16 protein-coding genes are annotated in these 21,369 nt (G+C 62.5%); 10 read left to right on the top strand and 6 right to left on the bottom strand.

Annotated features, from left to right (window positions below; genetic code table 11):
* The first annotated feature begins 80 nt into the window (after positions 1-80).
* The 10 genes from nuoG to OZ428_RS20725 all read left to right on the top strand — a co-directional run bounded on the left by nuoG (position 81) and on the right by OZ428_RS20725 (position 10,979).
* The gene (nuoG, locus tag OZ428_RS20680) at positions 81-2,795 is read left to right on the top strand and encodes an NADH-quinone oxidoreductase subunit NuoG (RefSeq protein WP_269131122.1); all 2,715 of its coding nucleotides are present in this window, start codon (positions 81-83) and stop codon (positions 2,793-2,795) included.
* Positions 2,792-3,799 (top strand): NADH-quinone oxidoreductase subunit NuoH, encoded by a 1,008-nt coding sequence (gene nuoH, locus OZ428_RS20685; RefSeq protein WP_017137518.1) that lies wholly within the window; start codon positions 2,792-2,794, stop codon positions 3,797-3,799. Before nuoG ends, nuoH begins: the two co-directional genes overlap by 4 nt.
* An 11-nt stretch (positions 3,800-3,810) precedes the next feature.
* On the top strand, positions 3,811-4,359 hold the full coding sequence (nuoI, locus tag OZ428_RS20690) for an NADH-quinone oxidoreductase subunit NuoI (RefSeq protein ID WP_003174725.1): 549 nt from the start codon (positions 3,811-3,813) through the stop codon (positions 4,357-4,359).
* A 9-nt stretch (positions 4,360-4,368) separates the two neighbouring features.
* Positions 4,369-4,872 carry an NADH-quinone oxidoreductase subunit J gene (gene nuoJ, locus OZ428_RS20695; protein WP_016974946.1) on the top strand — a complete coding sequence of 168 codons (504 nt, stop codon included), beginning with the start codon at positions 4,369-4,371 and terminating at the stop codon, positions 4,870-4,872.
* A 2-nt stretch (positions 4,873-4,874) separates the two neighbouring features.
* Positions 4,875-5,183 (top strand): NADH-quinone oxidoreductase subunit NuoK, encoded by a 309-nt coding sequence (nuoK, locus tag OZ428_RS20700; protein WP_003174727.1) that lies wholly within the window; start codon positions 4,875-4,877, stop codon positions 5,181-5,183.
* Positions 5,180-7,033 carry an NADH-quinone oxidoreductase subunit L gene (gene nuoL, locus OZ428_RS20705; protein ID WP_033896839.1) on the top strand — a complete coding sequence of 618 codons (1,854 nt, stop codon included), beginning with the start codon at positions 5,180-5,182 and terminating at the stop codon, positions 7,031-7,033. The genes nuoK and nuoL overlap by 4 nt, the downstream gene beginning before the upstream one ends.
* Before the next feature lie 49 nt (positions 7,034-7,082).
* Positions 7,083-8,615: an NADH-quinone oxidoreductase subunit M gene (gene nuoM / locus OZ428_RS20710; protein ID WP_269131123.1), complete on the top strand. Its 1,533-nt coding sequence runs from the start codon at positions 7,083-7,085 to the stop codon at positions 8,613-8,615.
* Between the two features lie 7 nt (positions 8,616-8,622).
* On the top strand, positions 8,623-10,086 hold the full coding sequence (gene nuoN / locus OZ428_RS20715; RefSeq protein ID WP_105698607.1) for an NADH-quinone oxidoreductase subunit NuoN: 1,464 nt from the start codon (positions 8,623-8,625) through the stop codon (positions 10,084-10,086).
* A 238-nt stretch (positions 10,087-10,324) separates the two neighbouring features.
* A complete protein-coding gene (locus tag OZ428_RS20720) occupies positions 10,325-10,675 on the top strand; it encodes a toxin (RefSeq protein WP_038850296.1) in 351 nt (116 codons plus the stop codon).
* Positions 10,665-10,979 carry a helix-turn-helix domain-containing protein gene (locus tag OZ428_RS20725; RefSeq protein WP_033896843.1) on the top strand — a complete coding sequence of 105 codons (315 nt, stop codon included), beginning with the start codon at positions 10,665-10,667 and terminating at the stop codon, positions 10,977-10,979. The genes OZ428_RS20720 and OZ428_RS20725 overlap by 11 nt, the downstream gene beginning before the upstream one ends.
* Before the next feature lie 35 nt (positions 10,980-11,014).
* Here the strand turns inward: OZ428_RS20725 and tagF are convergent, their stop codons facing one another.
* The 6 genes from tagF to OZ428_RS20755 form a co-directional block, all read right to left on the bottom strand.
* On the bottom strand, positions 11,015-11,560 hold the full coding sequence (tagF, locus tag OZ428_RS20730; RefSeq protein ID WP_269131124.1) for a type VI secretion system-associated protein TagF: 546 nt from the start codon (positions 11,558-11,560) through the stop codon (positions 11,015-11,017).
* Between the two features lie 9 nt (positions 11,561-11,569).
* Positions 11,570-15,133 carry a type VI secretion system membrane subunit TssM gene (gene tssM, locus OZ428_RS20735; RefSeq protein ID WP_269131125.1) on the bottom strand — a complete coding sequence of 1,188 codons (3,564 nt, stop codon included), beginning with the start codon at positions 15,131-15,133 and terminating at the stop codon, positions 11,570-11,572.
* Between the two features lie 2 nt (positions 15,134-15,135).
* On the bottom strand, positions 15,136-16,407 hold the full coding sequence (gene icmH, locus OZ428_RS20740; RefSeq protein ID WP_269131126.1) for a type IVB secretion system protein IcmH/DotU: 1,272 nt from the start codon (positions 16,405-16,407) through the stop codon (positions 15,136-15,138).
* Positions 16,408-16,422: 15 nt separating this feature from the next.
* Complete coding sequence (gene tssK / locus OZ428_RS20745) at positions 16,423-17,754, bottom strand: type VI secretion system baseplate subunit TssK (RefSeq protein WP_269131127.1); 1,332 nt, start codon at positions 17,752-17,754, stop codon at positions 16,423-16,425.
* A gap of 228 nt (positions 17,755-17,982) precedes the next feature.
* Positions 17,983-19,386, bottom strand: coding sequence for a type VI secretion system-associated FHA domain protein TagH (gene tagH / locus OZ428_RS20750; protein WP_269131128.1), 1,404 nt, complete (start codon positions 19,384-19,386; stop codon positions 17,983-17,985).
* An 18-nt stretch (positions 19,387-19,404) separates the two neighbouring features.
* A complete protein-coding gene (locus tag OZ428_RS20755) occupies positions 19,405-21,366 on the bottom strand; it encodes a type VI secretion system Vgr family protein (protein ID WP_269131129.1) in 1,962 nt (653 codons plus the stop codon).
* Positions 21,367-21,369: the final 3 nt, after the last annotated feature.

Raw genomic sequence — 21,369 nt, forward strand, 5'->3', positions numbered from 1 at the left:
AAGGCTGTGTTGATGCCCATGAATAACAAGATTCCATTAGCCACGCCCGCTGACAACGGGCCAACGAAGAACTTTGAACCATGGCCACTATCCACGTAGACGGCAAAGCGCTCGAAGTCGATGGGGCAGACAACCTGTTACAGGCATGTCTCTCACTAGGCCTCGACATCCCGTATTTCTGCTGGCACCCCGCGCTTGGTAGCGTCGGTGCCTGTCGCCAGTGCGCGGTCAAGCAATACACCGACGAGAACGACACCCGTGGTCGTATCGTCATGTCCTGCATGACCCCAGCCACCGACAACACCTGGATCTCCATCGACGATGAAGAATCCAAGGCGTTCCGCGCCAGTGTCGTTGAATGGCTGATGACCAACCACCCTCACGACTGCCCGGTCTGTGAGGAAGGCGGTCACTGCCACCTGCAAGACATGACGGTGATGACCGGCCACAACGAGCGCCGTTATCGCTTCACCAAACGTACCCACCAAAACCAGGACCTCGGCCCGTTCATTTCCCACGAAATGAACCGCTGCATCGCCTGCTACCGTTGCGTGCGCTTCTATAAAGACTACGCCGGCGGCACCGACCTGGGCGTGTTTGGCGCCCACGACAACGTGTACTTCGGTCGCGTTGAAGACGGCGTGCTCGAAAGCGAGTTCTCCGGCAACCTCACCGAGGTCTGCCCGACCGGTGTGTTCACCGACAAGACGCACTCCGAGCGCTACAACCGTAAGTGGGACATGCAGTTCGCCCCGAGCATCTGCCATGGCTGCTCCAGCGGTTGCAACATCTCCCCGGGTGAGCGCTACGGTGAACTGCGTCGCATCGAAAACCGCTTCAACGGTTCGGTCAACCAGTACTTCCTGTGCGACCGTGGCCGTTTCGGCTATGGCTACGTCAACCGCGAAGACCGCCCGCGCCAGCCACTGCTGGCCAATGGCGGCAAGCTGAGCCTGGACGACGCGCTCGATAAAGCCGCCGACCTGCTACGCGGCCGCAACATCGTCGGTATCGGTTCGCCTCGCGCCAGCCTCGAAAGCAACTTCGCGTTGCGTGAACTGGTCGGTGCCGAGCACTTCTACAGCGGTATCGAAGCCGCTGAGCTGGAGCGCATCCGCCTGGTCCTGCAAGTGCTGAACGACAGCCCGCTGCCGGTGCCGAACATGCGCGACATCGAAGACCACGACGCCATTTTCGTGCTCGGTGAAGACCTGACCCAGACCGCCGCGCGCATCGCCCTGTCGCTACGCCAGTCGGTCAAAGGCAAGGCCGAAGACATGGCCGACGCCATGCGCGTACAACCGTGGCTCGACGCCGCGGTGAAAAACATCGGCCAGCACGCGCTGAACCCGCTGTTTATCGCAAGCCTGGCTGAAACCAAGCTCGACGATATCGCCGAAGAATGTGTGCACGCAGCCCCAGACGACCTGGCCCGCATCGGTTTCGCCGTGGCCCACGCCCTCGACGCCAGCGCACCGGCCGTCGAAGGCCTGGACGCTGAAGCCGTTGAACTGGCTCAGCGTATCGCCGACGCCCTGCTGGCCGCCAAGCGTCCACTGATCATCGCCGGCACCTCGTTGGGTTCCAAGGCGTTGATCGAAGCCGCTGCCAACATCGCCAAGGCCTTGAAGCTGCGCGACAAGAACGGTTCCATCAGCCTGGTCGTGCCGGAAGCCAACAGCCTTGGCCTGGCCATGCTCGGTGGCGAGTCCCTGGACGCTGGCCTGCAAGCGGTAATCGACGGCAATGCCGACGCCATCGTGGTGCTGGAAAACGACCTGTACACCCGCACCGATGCCGCCAAGGTTGACGCTGCGCTCAACGCCACCAAAGTGCTGATCGTTGCCGACCACCAGAAGACCGCCACCAGCGAACGTGCCGACCTGGTCCTGCCAGCCGCCACCTTCGCCGAAGGCGACGGTACGCTGGTCAGCCAGGAAGGCCGCGCCCAGCGCTTCTTCCAGGTGTTCGATCCGAAGTACATGGACGCCAGCATCCTGGTTCACGAAGGCTGGCGCTGGCTGCATGCCCTGCGCGCCACCCTGCTGAACCAGCCGATCGACTGGACCCAGCTCGACCACGTCACTGCCGCCACCGCCGCGAGCGCGCCGCAACTGGCACGGATCGTCGACGCTGCGCCGTCCGCCGCGTTCCGCATCAAGGGCATGAAACTGGCCCGTGAACCGCTGCGTTATTCCGGTCGTACGGCCATGCGCGCCAACATCAGCGTGCACGAACCGCGCACTCCACAAGACCAGGACACCGCGTTTGCCTTCTCCATGGAAGGTTACTCGGGCTCCGCCGAACCGCGCCAACAAGTGCCGTTCGCCTGGTCGCCGGGCTGGAACTCGCCACAGGCCTGGAACAAGTTCCAGGACGAAGTCGGTGGTCACATCCGCGCTGGCGACCCAGGCACCCGCCTGATCGAAAGCACTGGTGACGCGCTGAACTGGTTCGCTGCCGTACCGCGTCCGTTCAACCCGGCCCAGGGTACTTGGCAGGTTGTGCCGTTCTTCCACCTGTTCGGCAGCGAAGAGAACTCTTCCAAAGCCGCGCCGGTTCAAGAGCGCACCCCAGCCGCCTACGTTGCCCTGGCCAAGTCCGAAGCCGACCGCCTGGGCGTCAACGACGGTGCCTTGCTCAGTCTGAACGTGGCCGGCCAGACCCTGCGTCTGCCGCTGCGCATCAACGAAGAGTTGGGTGCTGGCCTGATCGCACTGCCAAAAGGTTTCGCCGGCATTCCAGCGGCGATCTTTGGCAAAACCGTTGACGGTCTGCAGGAGGCAGCGCAATGACTTGGTTCACGCCGGAAGTAATTGACGTGATCATTTCGGTGGTCAAGGCCATCGTGATCCTGTTGGCCGTGGTCGTCGCGGGCGCCCTGCTCAGCTTCGTCGAACGTCGCCTGCTGGGCTGGTGGCAGGACCGTTACGGTCCGAACCGCGTTGGCCCATTCGGTATGTTCCAGATCGCCGCCGACATGCTGAAAATGTTCTTCAAGGAAGACTGGACCCCGCCGTTTGCCGACAAGGTGATCTTCACCCTGGCACCGGTCGTGGCCATGAGCGCCTTGCTGATCGCCTTCGCGATCATCCCGATCACCCCGACCTGGGGCGTGGCGGACCTGAACATCGGCTTGCTGTTCTTCTTCGCCATGGCCGGTCTGTCGGTCTATGCGGTGCTGTTCGCCGGTTGGTCGAGTAACAACAAGTTTGCCCTCCTGGGCAGCTTGCGGGCTTCGGCCCAGACCGTGTCCTATGAAGTGTTCATGGGCCTCGCGCTGATGGGCATCGTGGTGCAGGTCGGCTCGTTCAACATGCGTGACATCGTCGAGTACCAGGCGCAGAACCTGTGGTTCATCATTCCGCAGTTCTTCGGCTTCTGTACCTTCTTCATTGCTGGCGTCGCCGTGACTCACCGTCACCCGTTCGACCAGCCGGAAGCGGAACAGGAACTGGCCGACGGTTACCACATTGAATACGCCGGCATGAAATGGGGCATGTTCTTCGTTGGCGAGTACATCGGCATCATCTTGATCTCGGCCCTGCTGGTCACGCTGTTCTTCGGCGGCTGGCATGGTCCGTTCGGCATCCTGCCGCAGTTGGCGTTCTTCTGGTTCTTCCTGAAGACCGCGTTCTTCATCATGTTGTTTATCCTGCTGCGCGCGTCCATTCCGCGTCCACGATACGACCAGGTGATGGATTTCAGCTGGCGCTTCTGCCTGCCACTGACCCTGATCAATTTGCTGGTGACGGCTGCCGTTGTGTTGTTGAACACACCAGCCGGCGCGGTTCAGTGAGGATTTGACCCATGTTCAAATATATTGGCGACATCGTTAAGGGTACCGGTACCCAGTTGCGAAGCCTGGTGATGGTTTTCGGCCATGGCTTTCGCAAACGCGACACCCTGCAATACCCGGAAGAAGCGGTGTACCTGCCGCCGCGTTATCGCGGCCGTATCGTGCTCACCCGCGACCCCGATGGCGAAGAGCGTTGCGTAGCCTGCAACCTGTGCGCCGTGGCGTGCCCGGTGGGTTGCATCTCCCTGCAGAAAGCTGAAACCGAAGACGGTCGCTGGTACCCGGACTTCTTCCGCATAAACTTCTCGCGCTGCATTTTCTGCGGCCTCTGCGAGGAAGCTTGCCCGACCACCGCGATCCAGCTGACACCGGATTTCGAGATGGCCGAGTTCAAACGTCAGGACCTGGTGTACGAGAAAGAAGATCTTTTGATCTCTGGTCCCGGTAAAAACCCTGATTACAACTTCTATCGTGTTGCAGGTATGGCCGTTGCCGGTAAGCCGAAAGGCGCCGCACAAAACGAAGCCGAGCCGATCAACGTGAAGAGCTTGCTGCCTTAAGGAAGAAAGATGGAATTCGCTTTCTATTTCGCGTCCGGTATTGCAGTGGTGTCCACGCTTCGCGTGATCACCAACACCAATCCTGTGCACGCCCTGCTCTACCTGATCATTTCGTTGATCGCCGTGGCCATGACCTTCTTCGCACTCGGCGCCCCGTTCGCCGGCGTGCTGGAAGTGATCGCCTATGCGGGCGCCATCATGGTGCTGTTCGTGTTTGTGGTGATGATGCTCAACCTGGGGCCGGCTTCGGTCGCCCAGGAGCGCGTCTGGCTCAAGCCCGGCATCTGGCTCGGCCCGGTTATCCTCGCAGCGCTGCTGCTGGGTGAACTGCTGTATGTGCTGTTCGCTCACCAGAGCGGCCAGGCCATCGGCCACACCACCGTAGACGCGAAAGCCGTGGGCATCAGCCTGTTCGGCCCGTACCTGCTGGTGGTCGAACTGGCTTCGATGCTGCTGCTCGCGGCAGCCATCACCGCCTTCCACTTGGGCCGCAACGAAGCCAAGGAGCAATGACGATGCCTGCTATCCCTTTGGAGCATGGTCTGGCGGTCGCCGGCATCCTGTTCTGCCTTGGCCTGGTCGGCCTGATGGTTCGCCGTAACATTCTGTTCGTGTTGATGAGCCTGGAAATCATGATGAACGCCGCTGCACTGGCGTTCATCGTTGCGGGTGCACGTTGGGGCCAGCCGGATGGACAAGTCATGTTCATCCTGGTGATCAGCCTGGCAGCCGCCGAGGCCAGTATCGGCCTGGCGATCCTGCTGCAACTGTATCGTCGCTTCCACACGCTTGATATCGACGCTGCCAGTGAGATGCGCGGATGAACATGATCTTTCTGACTTTCGTATTCCCCCTGATCGGTTTCCTGCTGCTGTCGTTCTCTCGCGGGCGCTGGTCGGAAAACCTCTCGGCCCTGGTGGGTGTGGGCTCCATTGGCCTCTCGGCCATCGTGACCGCCTACGTCATCTGGCAATTCAACGTGGCGCCGCCGGAAGGCGGTCACTACACCCTGGTACTGTGGCAGTGGATGTCGGTGGAGGGCTTCAAGCCTAACTTCGCCCTCTACGTCGACGGCCTGTCGATCACCATGCTCGGCGTGGTGGTGGGTGTGGGCTTCCTGATCCACCTGTTCGCGTCCTGGTACATGCGCGGTGAAGCCGGTTACTCGCGCTTCTTCTCGTACACCAACCTGTTTATCGCCAGCATGCTGTTCCTGGTGCTGGGCGATAACCTGTTGTTCCTGTACTTCGGCTGGGAAGGCGTGGGCCTGTGCTCGTACCTGTTGATCGGTTTCTACTACAGCAACCGCAACAACGGTAACGCAGCCCTTAAAGCCTTCATCGTGACCCGTATCGGTGACGTGTTCATGGCCATCGGCCTGTTCATCCTGTTCCAACAGGTGGGCACGCTGAACATCCAGGAACTGCTGGTGCTGGCACCGCAGAAATTCCAGGTTGGCGACTTCTGGATCACCCTGGCGACCCTGATGCTGCTGGGCGGCGCTGTCGGTAAATCCGCACAACTGCCGCTGCAAACCTGGCTGGCGGATGCGATGGCCGGTCCTACCCCGGTTTCCGCACTGATCCACGCGGCCACCATGGTGACCGCCGGTGTCTACCTGATCGCCCGTACCCACGGCCTGTTCACCCTGGCGCCGGACATCCTGCACCTGGTGGGCATCGTCGGTGGCGTGACCCTGGTACTGGCCGGCTTCGCCGCGCTGGTGCAGACCGACATCAAGCGCATCCTCGCTTACTCGACCATGAGCCAGATCGGCTACATGTTCCTGGCCCTGGGCGTTGGCGCCTGGGACGCGGCGATCTTCCACCTGATGACCCACGCCTTCTTCAAGGCCCTGCTGTTCCTCGCTTCCGGTGCGGTGATCGTTGCCTGCCACCACGAGCAGAACATCTTCAAGATGGGCGGCCTGTGGAAGAAACTGCCACTGGCCTACGCCAGCTTCATCGTCGGTGGTGCCGCCCTGGCCGCCCTGCCGTTGGTGACCGCCGGCTTCTACTCGAAGGACGAAATCCTCTGGGAAGCCTTTGCCAGCGGTAACCAGAACCTGCTGTACGCAGGCCTGGTGGGTGCGTTCATGACCTCGCTGTACACCTTCCGCCTGATCTTCATCACCTTCCACGGTGAAGCCAAGACCGAAGCACACGCAGGCCATGGCATCTCGCATTGGTTGCCGTTGTCCGTTCTGATCATCCTGTCGACCTTCATCGGCGCCCTGATCACCCCACCGCTGGCCGGTGTTCTGCCAGAAAGCGCCGGCCATGCCGGTGGCGCTGCCAAGCACAGCCTGGAAATCGCCTCGGGCGCCATCGCCATCGCCGGTATCCTGTTGGCAGCCCTGCTGTTCCTCGGCAAGCGTCGCTTCGTGACCGCCGTGGCCAACAGTGGCATTGGCCGCTTCCTGTCGGCCTGGTGGTTCGCTGCCTGGGGCTTCGACTGGATCTACGACAAACTGTTCGTCAAGCCTTACCTTGCCATCAGCCATGTACTGCGCAAAGACCCGCTCGACCAGACCATCGGTTTGATCCCGCGTGCCGCCAAGGCCGGTCACACCGCCCTGAGCCGCAGCGAGACCGGTCAACTGCGTTGGTATGCCGCTTCCATGGCAGCCGGTGCCGTACTGGTGATCGGCGCCATCGTTGTGGTAGCGGTATGACTATGAACATTGCGATCTTTGCGAACTTGCGAAAGGAAACGAGCCTGTCATGATTCTGCCCTGGCTAATCCTGATCCCCTTTATCGGCGGCCTGCTCTGCTGGATGGGTGAACGCTTCGGCGCCACCCTCCCCCGCTGGATTGCGTTGCTGACCATGTCCCTGGAACTCGCACTCGGCCTCTGGCTGTGGGCCCATGGCGACTACTCATTTGCTCCGGCACCGGGTGTCGATCCGACCTTCGCGCTTGAATTCAAGCACGTGTGGATCCAGCGCTTCGGCATCAACGTGCACCTGGCCCTCGACGGCCTGTCGCTGTTGATGATCCTGCTGACCGGCCTGCTGGGTATCCTCTCGGTACTCTGCTCCTGGAAAGAGATCCAGCGTCACGTGGGCTTCTTCCACCTGAACCTGATGTGGATCCTGGGCGGCGTTGTCGGCGTGTTCCTCGCCCTCGACCTGTTCATGTTCTTCTTCTTCTGGGAAATGATGCTGGTGCCGATGTACTTCCTCATCGCGCTCTGGGGTCACAGTTCTTCGGACGGCAAGAAAACCCGGATCTACGCGGCGACCAAGTTCTTCATCTTCACCCAGGCTTCCGGCCTGATCATGTTGGTGGCGATCCTGGGCCTGGTACTGGTCAACTTCAACAACACCGGCGTGATTACCTTCAACTACGCCGACCTGTTGAAAACCAAGATGTCCCTCACCACCGAGTACATCCTGATGCTGGGCTTCTTCATCGCGTTCGCGGTGAAGCTGCCGGTGGTGCCGTTCCACTCCTGGCTGCCGGATGCCCACGCACAGGCGCCGACCGCAGGTTCCGTGGACCTGGCCGGTATCCTGTTGAAGACGGCGGCCTACGGCCTGCTGCGTTTCGCACTGCCGCTGTTCCCGAATGCCTCGGCCGAGTTCGCGCCGATCGCCATGACCCTGGGTCTGACCGGGATCTTCTACGGTGCGTTCCTGGCCTTCGCACAAACCGACATCAAGCGTCTGATTGCCTTCTCGTCCGTTTCCCACATGGGCTTCGTACTGATCGGCATCTACTCCGGCAGCCAGCTGGCGCTGCAAGGCGCCGTGATCCAGATGCTGGCCCACGGTGTCTCGGCCGCTGCCCTCTTTATCCTGAGTGGCCAGCTGTACGAGCGCCTGCATACCCGTGACATGCGTGAAATGGGTGGCGTGTGGTCGCGCATCGCGTACCTGCCGGCGATCAGCCTGTTCTTCGCCGCCGCGTCCCTGGGCTTGCCGGGCACCGGCAACTTCATCGGCGAGTTCCTGATCCTGATGGGTGCATTCGTGCAAACACCGTGGATCAGTGCGATTGCTACCTCCGGCCTGGTGTTTGGTTCGGTTTACTCGCTGATCATGATCCACCGCGCCTACTTCGGCCCGGCCAAGTCCGACACCGTCCTGCAAGGGATGGATGCTCGCGAACTGATCATGGTGCTCGGCCTTGCGGTGCTGCTGATCTACATCGGCGTGTACCCGCAACCGTTCCTGGACACTTCTGCCGCGACGATGCATGGCGTGCAGCAGTGGTTCGGCACCGCCTTCTCTCAACTCGCTTCGGCCCGGTAAGAGCGCTATGGAATTCACGATCCAACACTTTATCGCGCTTGCGCCGCTGCTGATTACCAGCCTCACCATCGTGGTGGTGATGCTGGCAATCGCCTGGCGCCGCAATCATTCGCAAACGTTCCTGCTGTCCTGTGCTGGCCTCAACCTGGCCCTGCTGTCGATCATCCCGGCCCTCAAGGTCGCGCCATTGGCGGTCACGCCGTTGATGATGGTGGATGACTTCGCCCTGCTGTATATCGCGCTGATCCTGGTCGCGACCCTGGCGTGCGTCACCCTCGCCCACGCCTATATGGGCGAAGGCGGCACCGGTTACCCAGGCAACAAGGAAGAGCTGTACCTGCTGATCCTGCTGGCTGCGGCCGGCGGTATCGTGCTGGTCAGCGCACAGCACCTGGCCGGCCTGTTCATCGGCCTGGAACTGCTGTCGATCCCGACCTACGGCCTGGTGGCCTACGCCTTCTTCAACAAGCGCTCCCTGGAAGCCGGCATCAAGTACATGGTGCTGTCGGCCGCCGGTTCCGCGTTCCTGTTGTTTGGTATGGCCCTGCTCTACGCCGAAGCCGGCAGCCTGAGCTTTACCGGTATCGGTCACGCCCTGGCCGCCACCGGCATGCCTGCGCCGATTGCCCAGTTGGGCCTGGCGATGATGCTGATTGGCCTGGCGTTCAAGCTGTCGTTGGTGCCGTTCCACCTGTGGACCCCGGACGTGTACGAAGGCGCGCCGGCCCCGGTAGCGGCGTTCCTGGCCACCGCGTCGAAGGTTGCAGTGTTTGCGGTGATGGTGCGTCTGTTCCAGATCTCCCCTGCTGCCAACACCGGCGTGCTGAGCACCGTGCTGACCGTGATCGCCATCGCGTCGATCCTGTTCGGTAACCTGCTGGCCCTGACCCAGAACAACCTCAAGCGTCTGCTGGGTTACTCCTCCATCGCACACTTCGGCTACCTGCTGATCGCCCTGGTGGCGAGCAAAGGCCTGGCCGTGGAAGCCATGGGCGTGTACCTGGTCACCTACGTGATCACCAGCCTGGGTGCATTCGGCGTGATCACGCTGATGTCCTCGCCATTCAAAGGCCGTGACGCCGACGCCCTGTACGAATACCGCGGCCTGTTCTGGCGCCGTCCGTACCTGACCGCCGTACTGACCGTGATGATGCTGTCCCTGGCCGGTATCCCGCTGACGGCGGGCTTTATCGGCAAGTTCTACATCGTCGCCACCGGTGTTGAAGCCCACGAATGGTGGTTGGTTGCCTCCCTGGTACTGGGCTCCGCGATTGGCGTGTTCTACTACCTGCGCGTGATGGTCACCCTCTACCTGATCGAGCCAAACCTGCGCCGTGTGGATGCCGAGCTGCATTGGGAACAGAAGGCAGGCGGCGTGATGCTGCTGGCCATCGCCCTGCTCGCGTTCTTCCTGGGCGTGTACCCACAACCGCTGCTCACCCTGGTGCAGCACGCGGTGCTGGGCGTTTGATCGCTTAGCGGGATGCAGTCAACAAAACGGCGCCTTCGGGCGCCGTTTTGCGTTTCTGGGGGAGTGGCTTTTACCCTCCCCTATTCGCGGAAATTTCCTCAGCCATCTGCCTCCTCATCCGGCATCTACTCGATGAAGGCCGCCGTATGGTGTCTGCGTTTTAGGAAAGTTCCCACAGCAGGGTCACTTGACTCATCGCGGGTGGGCCACCAAACTATACGCAGGCTACGTACAGAACATGGATGCTCTATTTATCGAACTGCCGGCCTTCGAGCGGCATCGCAAGGACTATCTGAGTGACGAGCTTTTCCAGGGTTTTCAACAAGAGTTGATGAAAAACCCGGAAGCAGGAGATGTGATCGAGGGAACAGGCGGACTGCGCAAGGTTCGCTTCGTCGATGAGCGACGCAACAAAGGCAAGCGCGGTGGCCTGCGGGTCATTTACTACTGGTGGTCGGGCGGCACGCAATTCTGGCTGTTCACCCTGTACGGCAAGCACGAACAGGATGACCTGACACCACAGCACAAAAAAGCCCTAAAACACCTGCTGGACAGGGAAATCAAAGCGAGAACACATCATGAAACGTGAAATCTTTTCCGAACTGGTCGAAGGCTTCGACGCCCTGGCAGACGAACGCCAAGGCAAAGTCACCCTGCGAACCCACAAGGTTCACCTCAAAAACCTGGCGCCACTCACCGCCGAGGAAGTGGTCGCGGTGCGCCAACAACTCAACCTCTCTCGGTCGGTGTTCGCCATGTACCTGCGCACCAACACCCGCACCCTGGAAAACTGGGAGCAAGGCCGGGCCAAGCCAAACGCCCAGGCTGCCACGCTGATCCGCCTGGTGGCACGTTTCCCGGAAACCGTGGCGCAACTTGCTGCATTGGGTTGATCAGCAAAGCCCCGACAGGTTCGGGGCTTTTTCATTCAGGGCCATGGGCTGCCGAGCATGTCGGCGAAGGTCTCTGCATCAGGCAATCCCTCCCCTTCCCAACGCGTCGGCGCAACGTGGGGGGAACCTTCGCTCCAGAACAACACCCGCATGGAGGGATCTGCTCGTGCGATAAGCGTGGGCAATGGCAACGCCTGTACCGACTCATCAAATACTTCGAGGGAAAACGCCTCGCTCAAGGCTGACAACGCCAAGCGCTCCACCTCATCATGCCAGGTCGCATCCAACAGCAGCACGTCTCCAACTGCTGCAGCAACGGTCAGTGGAAAATAGCGCCCCACCCGATCCACACTGGGAATCATCACCCCGGCCCAGCCCTGTTCACCACACACACCCGCCGCCAACGCAAAGTGCCAGATCGGACTGCACAGGTACACCTCCAGCCATTGCTCGCCCAGACGCTCATGACTGCACTGCAAACCGGCCTGCAACCAGGCGTCCCACGGGCCAAGGAATTCCGGTGCCAAGCGACGACTGACAAAGTCTCCCAGTCTGGGAACCTTGCCGAAAAATCCATTCATGGTGGTTTCCTAAAAGCTGCCCGGGCAATGGAACGGCTCGAAGCTGTCGCGGCGGAACGGGTTGATCACACTGCTGGCCCGCAGCAGATACGCCACCCGATGACCTTCCAGATTGAAGGTCAGTTGCAGCTGTTCGCCCTGGGTGCTCACCACAGCCTTGTCCATCATGCGCAGCCAACCCCAGGGGCCGTCGGTGCGCAGTGGGCTGGCCAGCCCTGGCGTGGCATCCAGTCGCACCAGGCCGCCGGACTTGCCGCTGGGCAGCGAGATACTGGCAAAGTCGGCCACAGTCCCAGCGTCAAACACCACCGGCTGGCCATCGATATCCAGCGTGACCTTGCTCAGTGCCGGGTCTGCTCCCAGGGTTTTCAAGTCGAAACGCATGGACGGCTGGCGCGCACCGGCCACGAAGAACATATCGCGCAACTTGGCGCCACGCTGGAATTGATTGAGTACATCCTGGGAGATATTCAGCGGCGTCACGCCAGCTGAACGCCAGCGCCACTGGCTGCCGCTCATGTCGACATACGCCGCAAGGTTCTTGCTGAAAAAATCGTCCATCAACCCACCGGGGCCGAAAAACTTGCCGAAGTCATCGGCGGTGGCATCGCGGGCCGAGCTGCGCACCAGCGGATAACGCCCATCGATGGCCGCCCGACAGAACGGCGCGCCGCTCGCCTCCCATAGTGCATTCAACCGGGCTTTTTCATTGCCAAGGGTCAGCGCCGTGCCCCCCGACTCCACATCCCGCAGCAGCGTCGACAACGGCGCAGGCTGCGTGTCACCCGAGCGTTTCAAGCGCCCCAACACCTCGTTGGAAGGTGCCGGCGCAGCACTGCGGCGCGCGGCGTCAGCGCTGTCGAAGAATTGCCCGGCGTCCTTCAGCGACGCCAATACCTCATCAACCGGCTGCGGACCGGCGCCGTTGCCCACCAGGCGATGCAGCGCAGCGAAATGCGGGTCCACCGGATTGGCCGACGCGTCCGCCACCGGTGCCGGGCTATCGCCACCCAGCGCCGATTGCAGCTTTTGCGTGGCCGCAGCGATCTTGTCGCGCACGCGCTGATCGGTGTCCTTGATTGTGGTCGAGGTCAACGCCCCCTCCAGCGTGGTTTCCTTCGATATCGCCACCAGCAACGCGCGCAACGGAGAATCGCTGGCGGCGAGCACATTGGTCACCAACGAGGCCTGGCCCAGGCTGGTCAACGGTGCCAGGTGCACATCCGCGAGGAAACTGTCCCATTGGCGGATGTAGTCGGCGTAGTAAAGCTCCAGCACCGCCGCCTGCATGGCCGGATCGGCGCCGGCAATCTGCGCCGATTCCTGGCGGTCCAGCACCCAACTGTCTTTGGCCATCTCGGCCACGGCCTGCGGGGTCTTGCGGGTCAGTTCCCGGTAGCCGGCGATGCTGTAGACGCCACTCACCCCACGGGACAACGGCTCGCCACTGGCGCGGGTAAACAACGACGAAACATCCCGCCCCACCGCACTGTTCACACTCAGCTCGGGCAGGTGTTGCTGGTCGACCTGGCGCTTCACCCGGTTATAGATGCGCTGGGACAACGGCATGCTCGCCAACGCCAGGCGCACCTTGGCCACCAGCGCGCTGTCCAGTTGCACCGGCTCGGCCTCGTCGTCGGCCTCCAACAGCGCCGTGACGTGGTCCGACAGTTGCTGCAACTGCGCAGGCGTGGCCTGGGGCAGTTCGCGACGCCAATCTACATCGACCCAGGCCTGCACCGACGGCGCGTCGAAGAACTGCCGCTCGCCGAGCATCAAGTAGGCGCGCAAGGTTTCGTAGAGAAACTCCTGATTGCTCGCGTCGCCACGGCGCAAGGCGTTTTCCATGTTGGCGACGATATGCGGCAACAAGGTGCTGCGCAGCAAGCGCCGATACAGCGTGACTGCACCCGCACCGAGCTTGTTGCCCTGGTACAGGCCCATGCGGCTGAGCAACGGCACACTGCGGTCGCCGTCGCTGTAGCCGCTGGGCAACGCGCGCGCGGCATTCAGCAACGGCAGGGTCACCAGCACATCGCCTTCGGCCGGCAGTGCCTTGGCCAATTGCGCGACGTTGGTGGCGGCACTGGACGCATCGGCGATCAGTTGCAGGTTGCGGGTATAACTGATGGTCATGCCGACCAGCAGCAGGACGAACGCCACACCCGCCGCCATGCGCCCCGCCCGGCCGAGCAGGCGTCGGCGCCGTTGCTCCTGGTGATTGACCCCGGCGAGCCCGGCTTCCTTGAAGATCACTTCGCGCAGCAGGCGGGTGATGAAGTAACTGCGCCCACTGGCGACATTCGGCGCCAGCACCTTGCGGCCCAGCCCGAAGGACGCCGCCAGCGAGGTCAGCACCCGATCAATCGGACTGCCCTCCTGGGTGCCACTGGTGAAATACACACCCCGCAGCAGTGCCGGCTCCTGGTAGCGATTGGCTTCGAAGACTGTATTGAGAAACCGCGTCAGGCCGTCGCCCAGGCTGGCGAACTGTTGCGGGAAGCTGTAGAGCAACGCGCGTCGTGACAAATCGCGCTCCTGTTGCAAACGCTCCAGCACACGCCGTTGCAACTGACGCTCCAGGGCATCGAACTCGCCCGGGAACGACGCCAGGCCCGTTTCCACCTGGGGTGGCTGGGCCAATGGAAAAGTCACACCCCACACCTGCGCGCGTTCGTCGCGGCCGAAGGTTTCGAAGAACTCCGAAAAACCCGCGAGCAAGTCGCACTTGGTGATGATCACATACACCGGGAAGCGCAAGCCCAGGCGCTCGTACAGCTCATTGATGCGCGCACGGATCGCCACAGCCTGGGCCTGACGCTGGGCGTCGGTCTGTTGCAGCAGGTCGCTGACACTCAAGGCCACGATCACACCGTTGACCGGGCGTTGCCGACGGTACTTTTTCAGCAGGTCGAGGAAGCCGCCCCACGCGGCCTTGTCCACTTCGGTGTAGCTGTCCTGGGTGGTGTAGCGCCCGGCAGTGTCGAGCAGCACCGCTTCATCGGTGAACCACCAATCGCAATGCCGCGTGCCGCCGACACCGCCAATGGCACCGCTGCCCATGGCCTCGCGCAGGGGAAATTGCAACCCGGAATGGGTCAGTGCCGTGGTCTTGCCGCTGCCCGGCGCGCCGACAAACATGTACCACGGCAATTGATACAGGTACTGCCCGCTCATCTTCCAGCCAGGATTGGCCTTGCGCAGCACCGCCATGGCCGAACGCATGCGTTCGCCCAACTCGGCCACTTCAGCCTGGGACTCACGCACGCCGGGCGCCACCGATGGTGCGTCGGCCACGCCCGCCATCAAGCCACGGTTGGCACGCCAGGCCCGCCACAGGCGCCAGGCAAAATAGCTGGCCCACACCAACACGAACAACCCGATCAAACCCCAGCGCCGCGACTCCGGCGCCAACGGCTCGCTGCCGTTGAACGCCAGCAACGGGCCTTCGTACCACACCAGCAGGGACAGCAAGGCCACACCGATCAGCGACAACAACCAGGGCTTGAGCAGCCACAGGATGAAGCGCTCCACCGGGGACCATAACAACGAAAACAGCGTCGAAAAATTCATGGCTATTGCGCCTGGGAAGGGATCAATACGGTGATATCGACGCGGCGGTTACGCGCGCGATTCACCGCTGAATCGTTGGGCACCAAGGGTTCGGTTTCGCCACGGCCTTCGCTGCGGTAACGCTCCACCGGCCCGGCCCGTTGCGCCAGCAAGCGTGCGACGGTCTTGGCCCGCGCCTGGGACAGATCAAAGTTGGAGCCCAGCCGTGAGGTCGCCGAGGGCCGCACGTTGTCGGTATGCCCAACCACCACCACATCCCCCTGCACCGTAGCCAGGGCATCGCCGATGCGCGCAAGCAAGCCGTCGAAGTTGCTCGACACTTCGGCACTGCCGGAGGCGAACACCCCATCGCCGCGCAGGGTGATTACCGAGCGGTCGGCGCTGTCTTTCACCGCCACCAGCCCCTGGGCCACTTCCGGCGCGAGGAAACCGGCCAGGCGCACGGGCGCAGGCGTGGCCGGCACCGCCACCTTGAGCGGCGAAGCCACACGGATCGAACCCAGCTGGGCAAACACCGGGTCGGACGCACGGTTGAGCAACCAGCTGTAGGTCAGTTGCACACTCAACAGCAGCACCGCCGCCACCGACGCCAACACCCACAACGGCACCCGCCGCAACATTGAGGCCTGCGGCGCTTCGGCACCGCGCCAACGCGGTGACAAGTCTTGCTCCTGATTGCCACGTTGCTGGTTGATCAAGTGCAGCAGGCGTTCACGCAGCAACCCCAACTGATCGAGGCCGCGATCCAGCACGCGATAACGTCCCTCCAGGCCCAGCGCCATGCACAGGTACATCAACTCCAGCACGTCGATATGGGTACGCAGGTCCTGGCTCAGGCGCTGCAGGATCATGAAGAACTTCTCGCCGCCCCACGCCTCGTTGTGGAAGGTCACCAACAGGCTGCGGCTGCCCCACACTCCGGCGCCCCACGGGGTGCTGGCGATGGTTTCGTCGACCAGAGTGCACAACGCGTAGCGCGCGGCGGCCACGGTTTCCACGTCGACCTGGCTGGCGCGGGCCTGGGCTTCGAAGGCCTGCACCGCCTGGATCAGGCGTTGGCGCAGGCTTTCCATATCCGGCATGGCCGTGAGGCTGCGCAACGGCACCACCAGGTCCAGCAGCGGGTTGGCGGCACGCACCAGCGGGTTGAGCCCCTGGCCCTGCAACACCATGGCTTCGCGCTGTACCGGTGTTACCGGCGGTGCTGCCCTGCGTCCGCCTGGAGTGGGAATCAGCAGGGTGCGATCCGGGTCGCCTTCAAAAGTGTCGTTCACGTCAGTCACCTTGCCTTAGTTGCGGATCGCCCAGAACTGCATGTCCAGCCCTGGGAACACCCCGGCGATATGCAGGGCAAAGCCGGCCGACTGGCTCAGCAATTGCCAATATTCGCTGCTGCGATCGAGTTCGAAATAGGTAAAACCGGCGTGGAACGGCAACTGCCGTGGCGCCACCGGCAAGGGGCGCAGACCGATGCCCGGCAGTTGCAGGTTGACCAGGTCGCGGATCTTCTCCACCGAGCCGATCTTCACCTGCGGCGGGAAGCCGTTGCGCACGCTCTCGGCGGACATCTGCGCCTGCACCGCCAGGATAAAGGTGGCCGAACGCAGCAACTCCTGGTCGGGCAGCACCGCCACGCGAATGCCGTACTGGCGCTCTTCCAGCGGGATCGCGATGGCGCGCGCATCCATCACCGTCGACAGTGCGCGGCGCAGGTCGAGCATCACCGGGGCGAAGGTTTCCGCCAGGGCTGCATGGCGGTACGCCGGGTAGGCAGAGGCGCGCTTGTCATCGCGGGTAAAGGTCGCCAATTCACCGGCCAGGCTCGCGAGGTCGCGGTACAACTGCTCGGGATGCAGGCCAGTCATCGCCGCCAAGTGGCGCACCAACGGCAGGCTGCGATTGAGTACCTGCAACAGCAGGAAGTCGGCGATTTCTGCGGCGCCGCTGCCATCGGGTTGAGTCAGGCGCGACGCCAGCGCCTCGACCCGCTGCTGCACCAGGCCCAGCAGCTCATCGACAAACGCCCCCAGGCGTTCGGCGGCGCGCATGTCCAGGCACGGCGGGCAGTAAGTGCGGTCGAGCACCACGCTTTTGTCGGCGCGCTTTTCCACCACATGGGCGATGCCCAGGGTGGTGTAGGCATCCGCTACATCGCCTTCAAACGCCAGGCGCAGACGCAGTTTGCCGATGCTCATCAACGCGCTGCTGTCCAGGCCATTGCTGTCCCAGGCTTCGTACTCGCTGCTGCGATGGCGGGCGAAGTTTTCAAAGCTGGGGTTGTCATCCACCTCCGACACGCCAGGACGCAGGCTGGGCAGCGCCAACACCACTTTCAGATCGCGGGCGTCGCCGGGGATCTCCAGGGGCAACGGCATTTCATCGCCGAAAGGCAGGCCAACCGGCGTACCGTCAGGCAACACGCCGCTGAACGACAACAAGGACAACTTGCCCATGGCCAACTGTTGCGGGTCGATTTCCAGCGTGGAAAAACCCCAGCTGTAAGCACGCAAGGCACTGACGCGGGCTTCCAGTTGGGCCTGCAGGAAACGGTCATGTTGTTGCAGGTGTTGAGGCTGCAACAGCATGCCTTCGGACCAGACGACTTTGTTATTCCAGGACATGAATTCTTCTCATCAATTGAATACGTTTCTGATGCTGGCAAGCTTGTCTGTGGTGAACGGGCTTACTGTGGTGAGCGGGCTTGCCCCGCGCTGGGCTGCGAAGCGGCCCCAATCCAGACGCTGCGTTTATTCAGTCAAATAAGGTCGCCTGTTTTAGGGCTGCTTCGCAGCCCAGCGCGGGGCAAGCCCGCTCACCACAACAAGCCCGCTCAATACAAAGACCTGCGCTCAAGAGCGCATCCGCGCGACCTGTTCCTCATAAGCCTTGGAAAACAGCTCACCAAACAACCGCTGCAAATCCTCATCGGCGTCCCGTGCCAGGTCTTCGTAGCGCTCCACCAAGCGGTCCCACAACCGCGCCTTGCGCCGCGCCGGCATCCACTTGTCCAGCGCGCCATGGGTGGTGCGGCGTTGCTCGACCCGTGCCGGATCAAAGCGTTGCACCACCGCACCAAGGGCCGCGCGCATGCCCGCGATCACCGCCAGCTCATGGGCCTTGAGGTCTTCAAACGAGGCGTTCATCGCCTTGACCGGGCGCATATAGGCCGGCGAGTCGCCACCGAGCATCTGGGTCAGGGCGCTGTCGGCGTCGGGGAAGAATTTGAGTGGATTGTTGGAATAGGCACCGATCATGGTCATGTCGATATGGCTTTCGCGCTTGGTCAGCGCGCGGGCCATGAGCACATCCATGGTGCCGGTGGTGGCGGCACGGAGCATTTCGCCGATGAGCTGGGCGAGTTCGGTGGGCGAGCGCGAGGTGTGCAGGTCCGGAATACCGAGGCCAGTCAACAGGGCCTGCAGGACAGCGTCCCCCACTGTGGGAGCGGGCTTGCCCGCGATGGGCTCACGCACACCGAGGTTTTCCTGAACCACCGCGTTATCGTTCTTCGCGGGCAAGCCCCCTCCCACATTTAGATCCGGCAAAACCGCTGGTTCTGATGACAGGCCAAACAACGGGTCGTAATCCTCCGGAATCACCTGCGGCTCCGCTTGCCACAACGGCGCGTTGAACGCCTGCAACTGCGGCGCCACGTGGTCACTTTCAGTGCCGCGAAACGCCGGCGTCAGCGATGGATTCAACCCCAACGGGTCCGACAACGGCATCGCCCCGTCAAACAACGAGCCGCCCTCCAGGATGCGCGCACCGGCCAGGTCATCATGCAGCAGCACCGGCACCACCACTTCAGGGTTGCGCGCCAACGGCTGGGGCACTTCCAGGGGTGGCAGCGGCACGGCCACGGGCGGCGGTGGAGGTACAAACAACGGCGGCAGGATCCGCGTCGCCAGGGCGTCGTCTTCGGGTTCGACGGCGGCTGGCTGCGCCAGGCGCACTTCCAGGGCGTAATCACCGATCACCAGGCGATCCCCCTCCTCCAGCACGCGCTCGCGCCCGTTACCCAGCGGACGCTCATTGACCAGGCTGGGATTGCTGCCGGTGTCAGTCAGGTAAAACTCGGCGCCACGCAGCTCGATGCGCGCATGCACCCGCGAAATGTACTTGCCTGGGTCGTCCAGGGTCAGGTCATTGTCCGGACCTCGGCCGATGGAGCCACCCACCTCGGTAAACCGGCAGATCACGTCACCGGGCATTGGTTGGTCGCGGTAGCTTTTGACCAGCAGGATCAGGTTCATAGCGGGCTCCTGTAAGGGTTATTTGCCATCGTCGGCCTCCTTGGGCGGCAACGGCACACCGGCAGGCCCCGTGGCGGCCGACAGCGCCAGCGCGGTCGCGGCGGTGCCGGCCTGGGGCAAGGGGATGGGAATGGTCGAGGCGAGAATCATCGCCGGAGTGATCGTGAGAAAGGTCGTGCCGACCTTCAGGGTGATGGTCGCCCCGGCTTCGATCACCACGTTCATGCCACCCTTGATGTGCACGTCGAGGCCGGCAGTAACACCGGCCTTCAACTTGCCGTCGATGATCATGTTGGTGCCGGCTGTCATCGACACGGCGCCGGTGGCTTTCTCATTGCGATTGCCACCCACCGAGGAATGCCGGTCACCGCCGACTTTCTCGCGCAGGTCGTTGTCGACTTTTGAATGGCGGTCACCGCCGACCCAGTCCAGGGAGTCCTTGAGCACGCGCTGGTCGAGGTTCTTCTGGGCGTGCAGGAACACCTGTTCCGCGCCTTTCTTGTCTTCGAAACGCAGCTCGTTGTAGCCACCGCCGCCTTTGGATGAGTTGCTTTTGATCGTCGAACGCGTGGCATTTTCCGGTAGCGCATAGGGCGGCAGGGTGTCGGCGTTGTAGACACTGCCGGTCACCAGCGGTTGGTCGGGATCGCCTTCAAGAAAACTCACCACCACCTCCTGGCCGATACGCGGCGTGTACAGCGCGCCCCAGCGTTTGCCGGCCCAGCCCTGGGCCACACGAATCCAGCACGAACTGTTTTCATCGCGCAGGCCTTCGCGGTCCCAGTGGAACTGCACCTTGATGCGCCCGTATTTATCGGTCCAGATTTCCTCGCCTTGCTTGCCCACCACCATGGCGGTCTGCGGGCCGTGCATCAGCGGCTTGCGCGACACACACGGCGCACGAAATTGCTGCTGGCGCGACAGGGCAACGAACTCGCAGGTGAGCACCGGCTCGGGATGGTCCGGCGGCGTCGGCTCGTAGGTGTCCGAGGACAAGCGATAGCGCGCCTCCAGCAACAGGAATTGCGCGTTCTGCTCGCTGCGCGGGTGTTCGGTCAAGGTCATCAGCGCGCCCGGAAACAACCCGCGCGCGCGGGTGGCGCCAGTGACGCGCTGGGTGCCGGTGTGCAGCGACTCGATCAGCGTGCGTGCGTAGGTTTCGCCCTGTTTGCGCTCGGTGTACTTGCCGGGGTAGTCGTAACGTTCATGACGCGACTGCGGGTAACTGCCGGCCAGGGTCGACTTGGCCAACAGGTTGGCGCTGGGCTTTTCGAAGTCGAAGTCCTGCAGGGTGTAGCCGCCCGGTTCCACCTCGCCACTCATGCGCCAGTCGTAGATCACTTCGCTTTCACGCATGGCGTGGTCTTCGGCGGGCATGAAACGCACCTGGGCGTACCCCGGCGCGGGCGAATGGGCACCGTAAGAATCAGCCAGTACCAAGGTGTGGCGCCCGGCCGCGCTCTTGAAGAAGTAGTAGATGCCCTGCTGTTCCATCAAGCGGCTGACAAAATTGAAGTCGCTCTCGCGGTACTGCACACAGTAGGTCAGCGCCTTGTAGCTGGCGCTCAAGCCCGAGGTGTCGACATCCGCAATGCTGTAGGGCGCGAACACCTGCTTGAGGATGTCCGGCACGCTCAGTTCCTGGAAAATCCGGCAGTCGCTGGCCAACGTCAGGAACCACAGCCACGGTCGCAACACCGCCGTGTACGTGGCGTAACGCCCCTGGCGACCGGTGAACGCGAAGTGGCTGACGTGCCCGTTGAAGTAGCGGCTGCCGCCCTTGGGCAGGTCCACCGCGACCGTCATCTGGGTGGCCAGGAGGTCATCGATATTCAGGTCGGCGCGCTCGCTGTACAGCTCCAGCCGGTATTCGCTGAGCTGGGACAGGCCCTCAAGGGCCTGCATGCGCCGGAACAGCAACACGTCGGCTCCCAACACACTGGTGACCTGGATTTCACGATGGGCTTGGAGGGTGGCCATGGC

This window comes from Pseudomonas sp. GXZC (assembly GCF_026967615.1).
In the GTDB taxonomy this organism is placed as follows: domain Bacteria; phylum Pseudomonadota; class Gammaproteobacteria; order Pseudomonadales; family Pseudomonadaceae; genus Aquipseudomonas; species Aquipseudomonas azotoformans_A.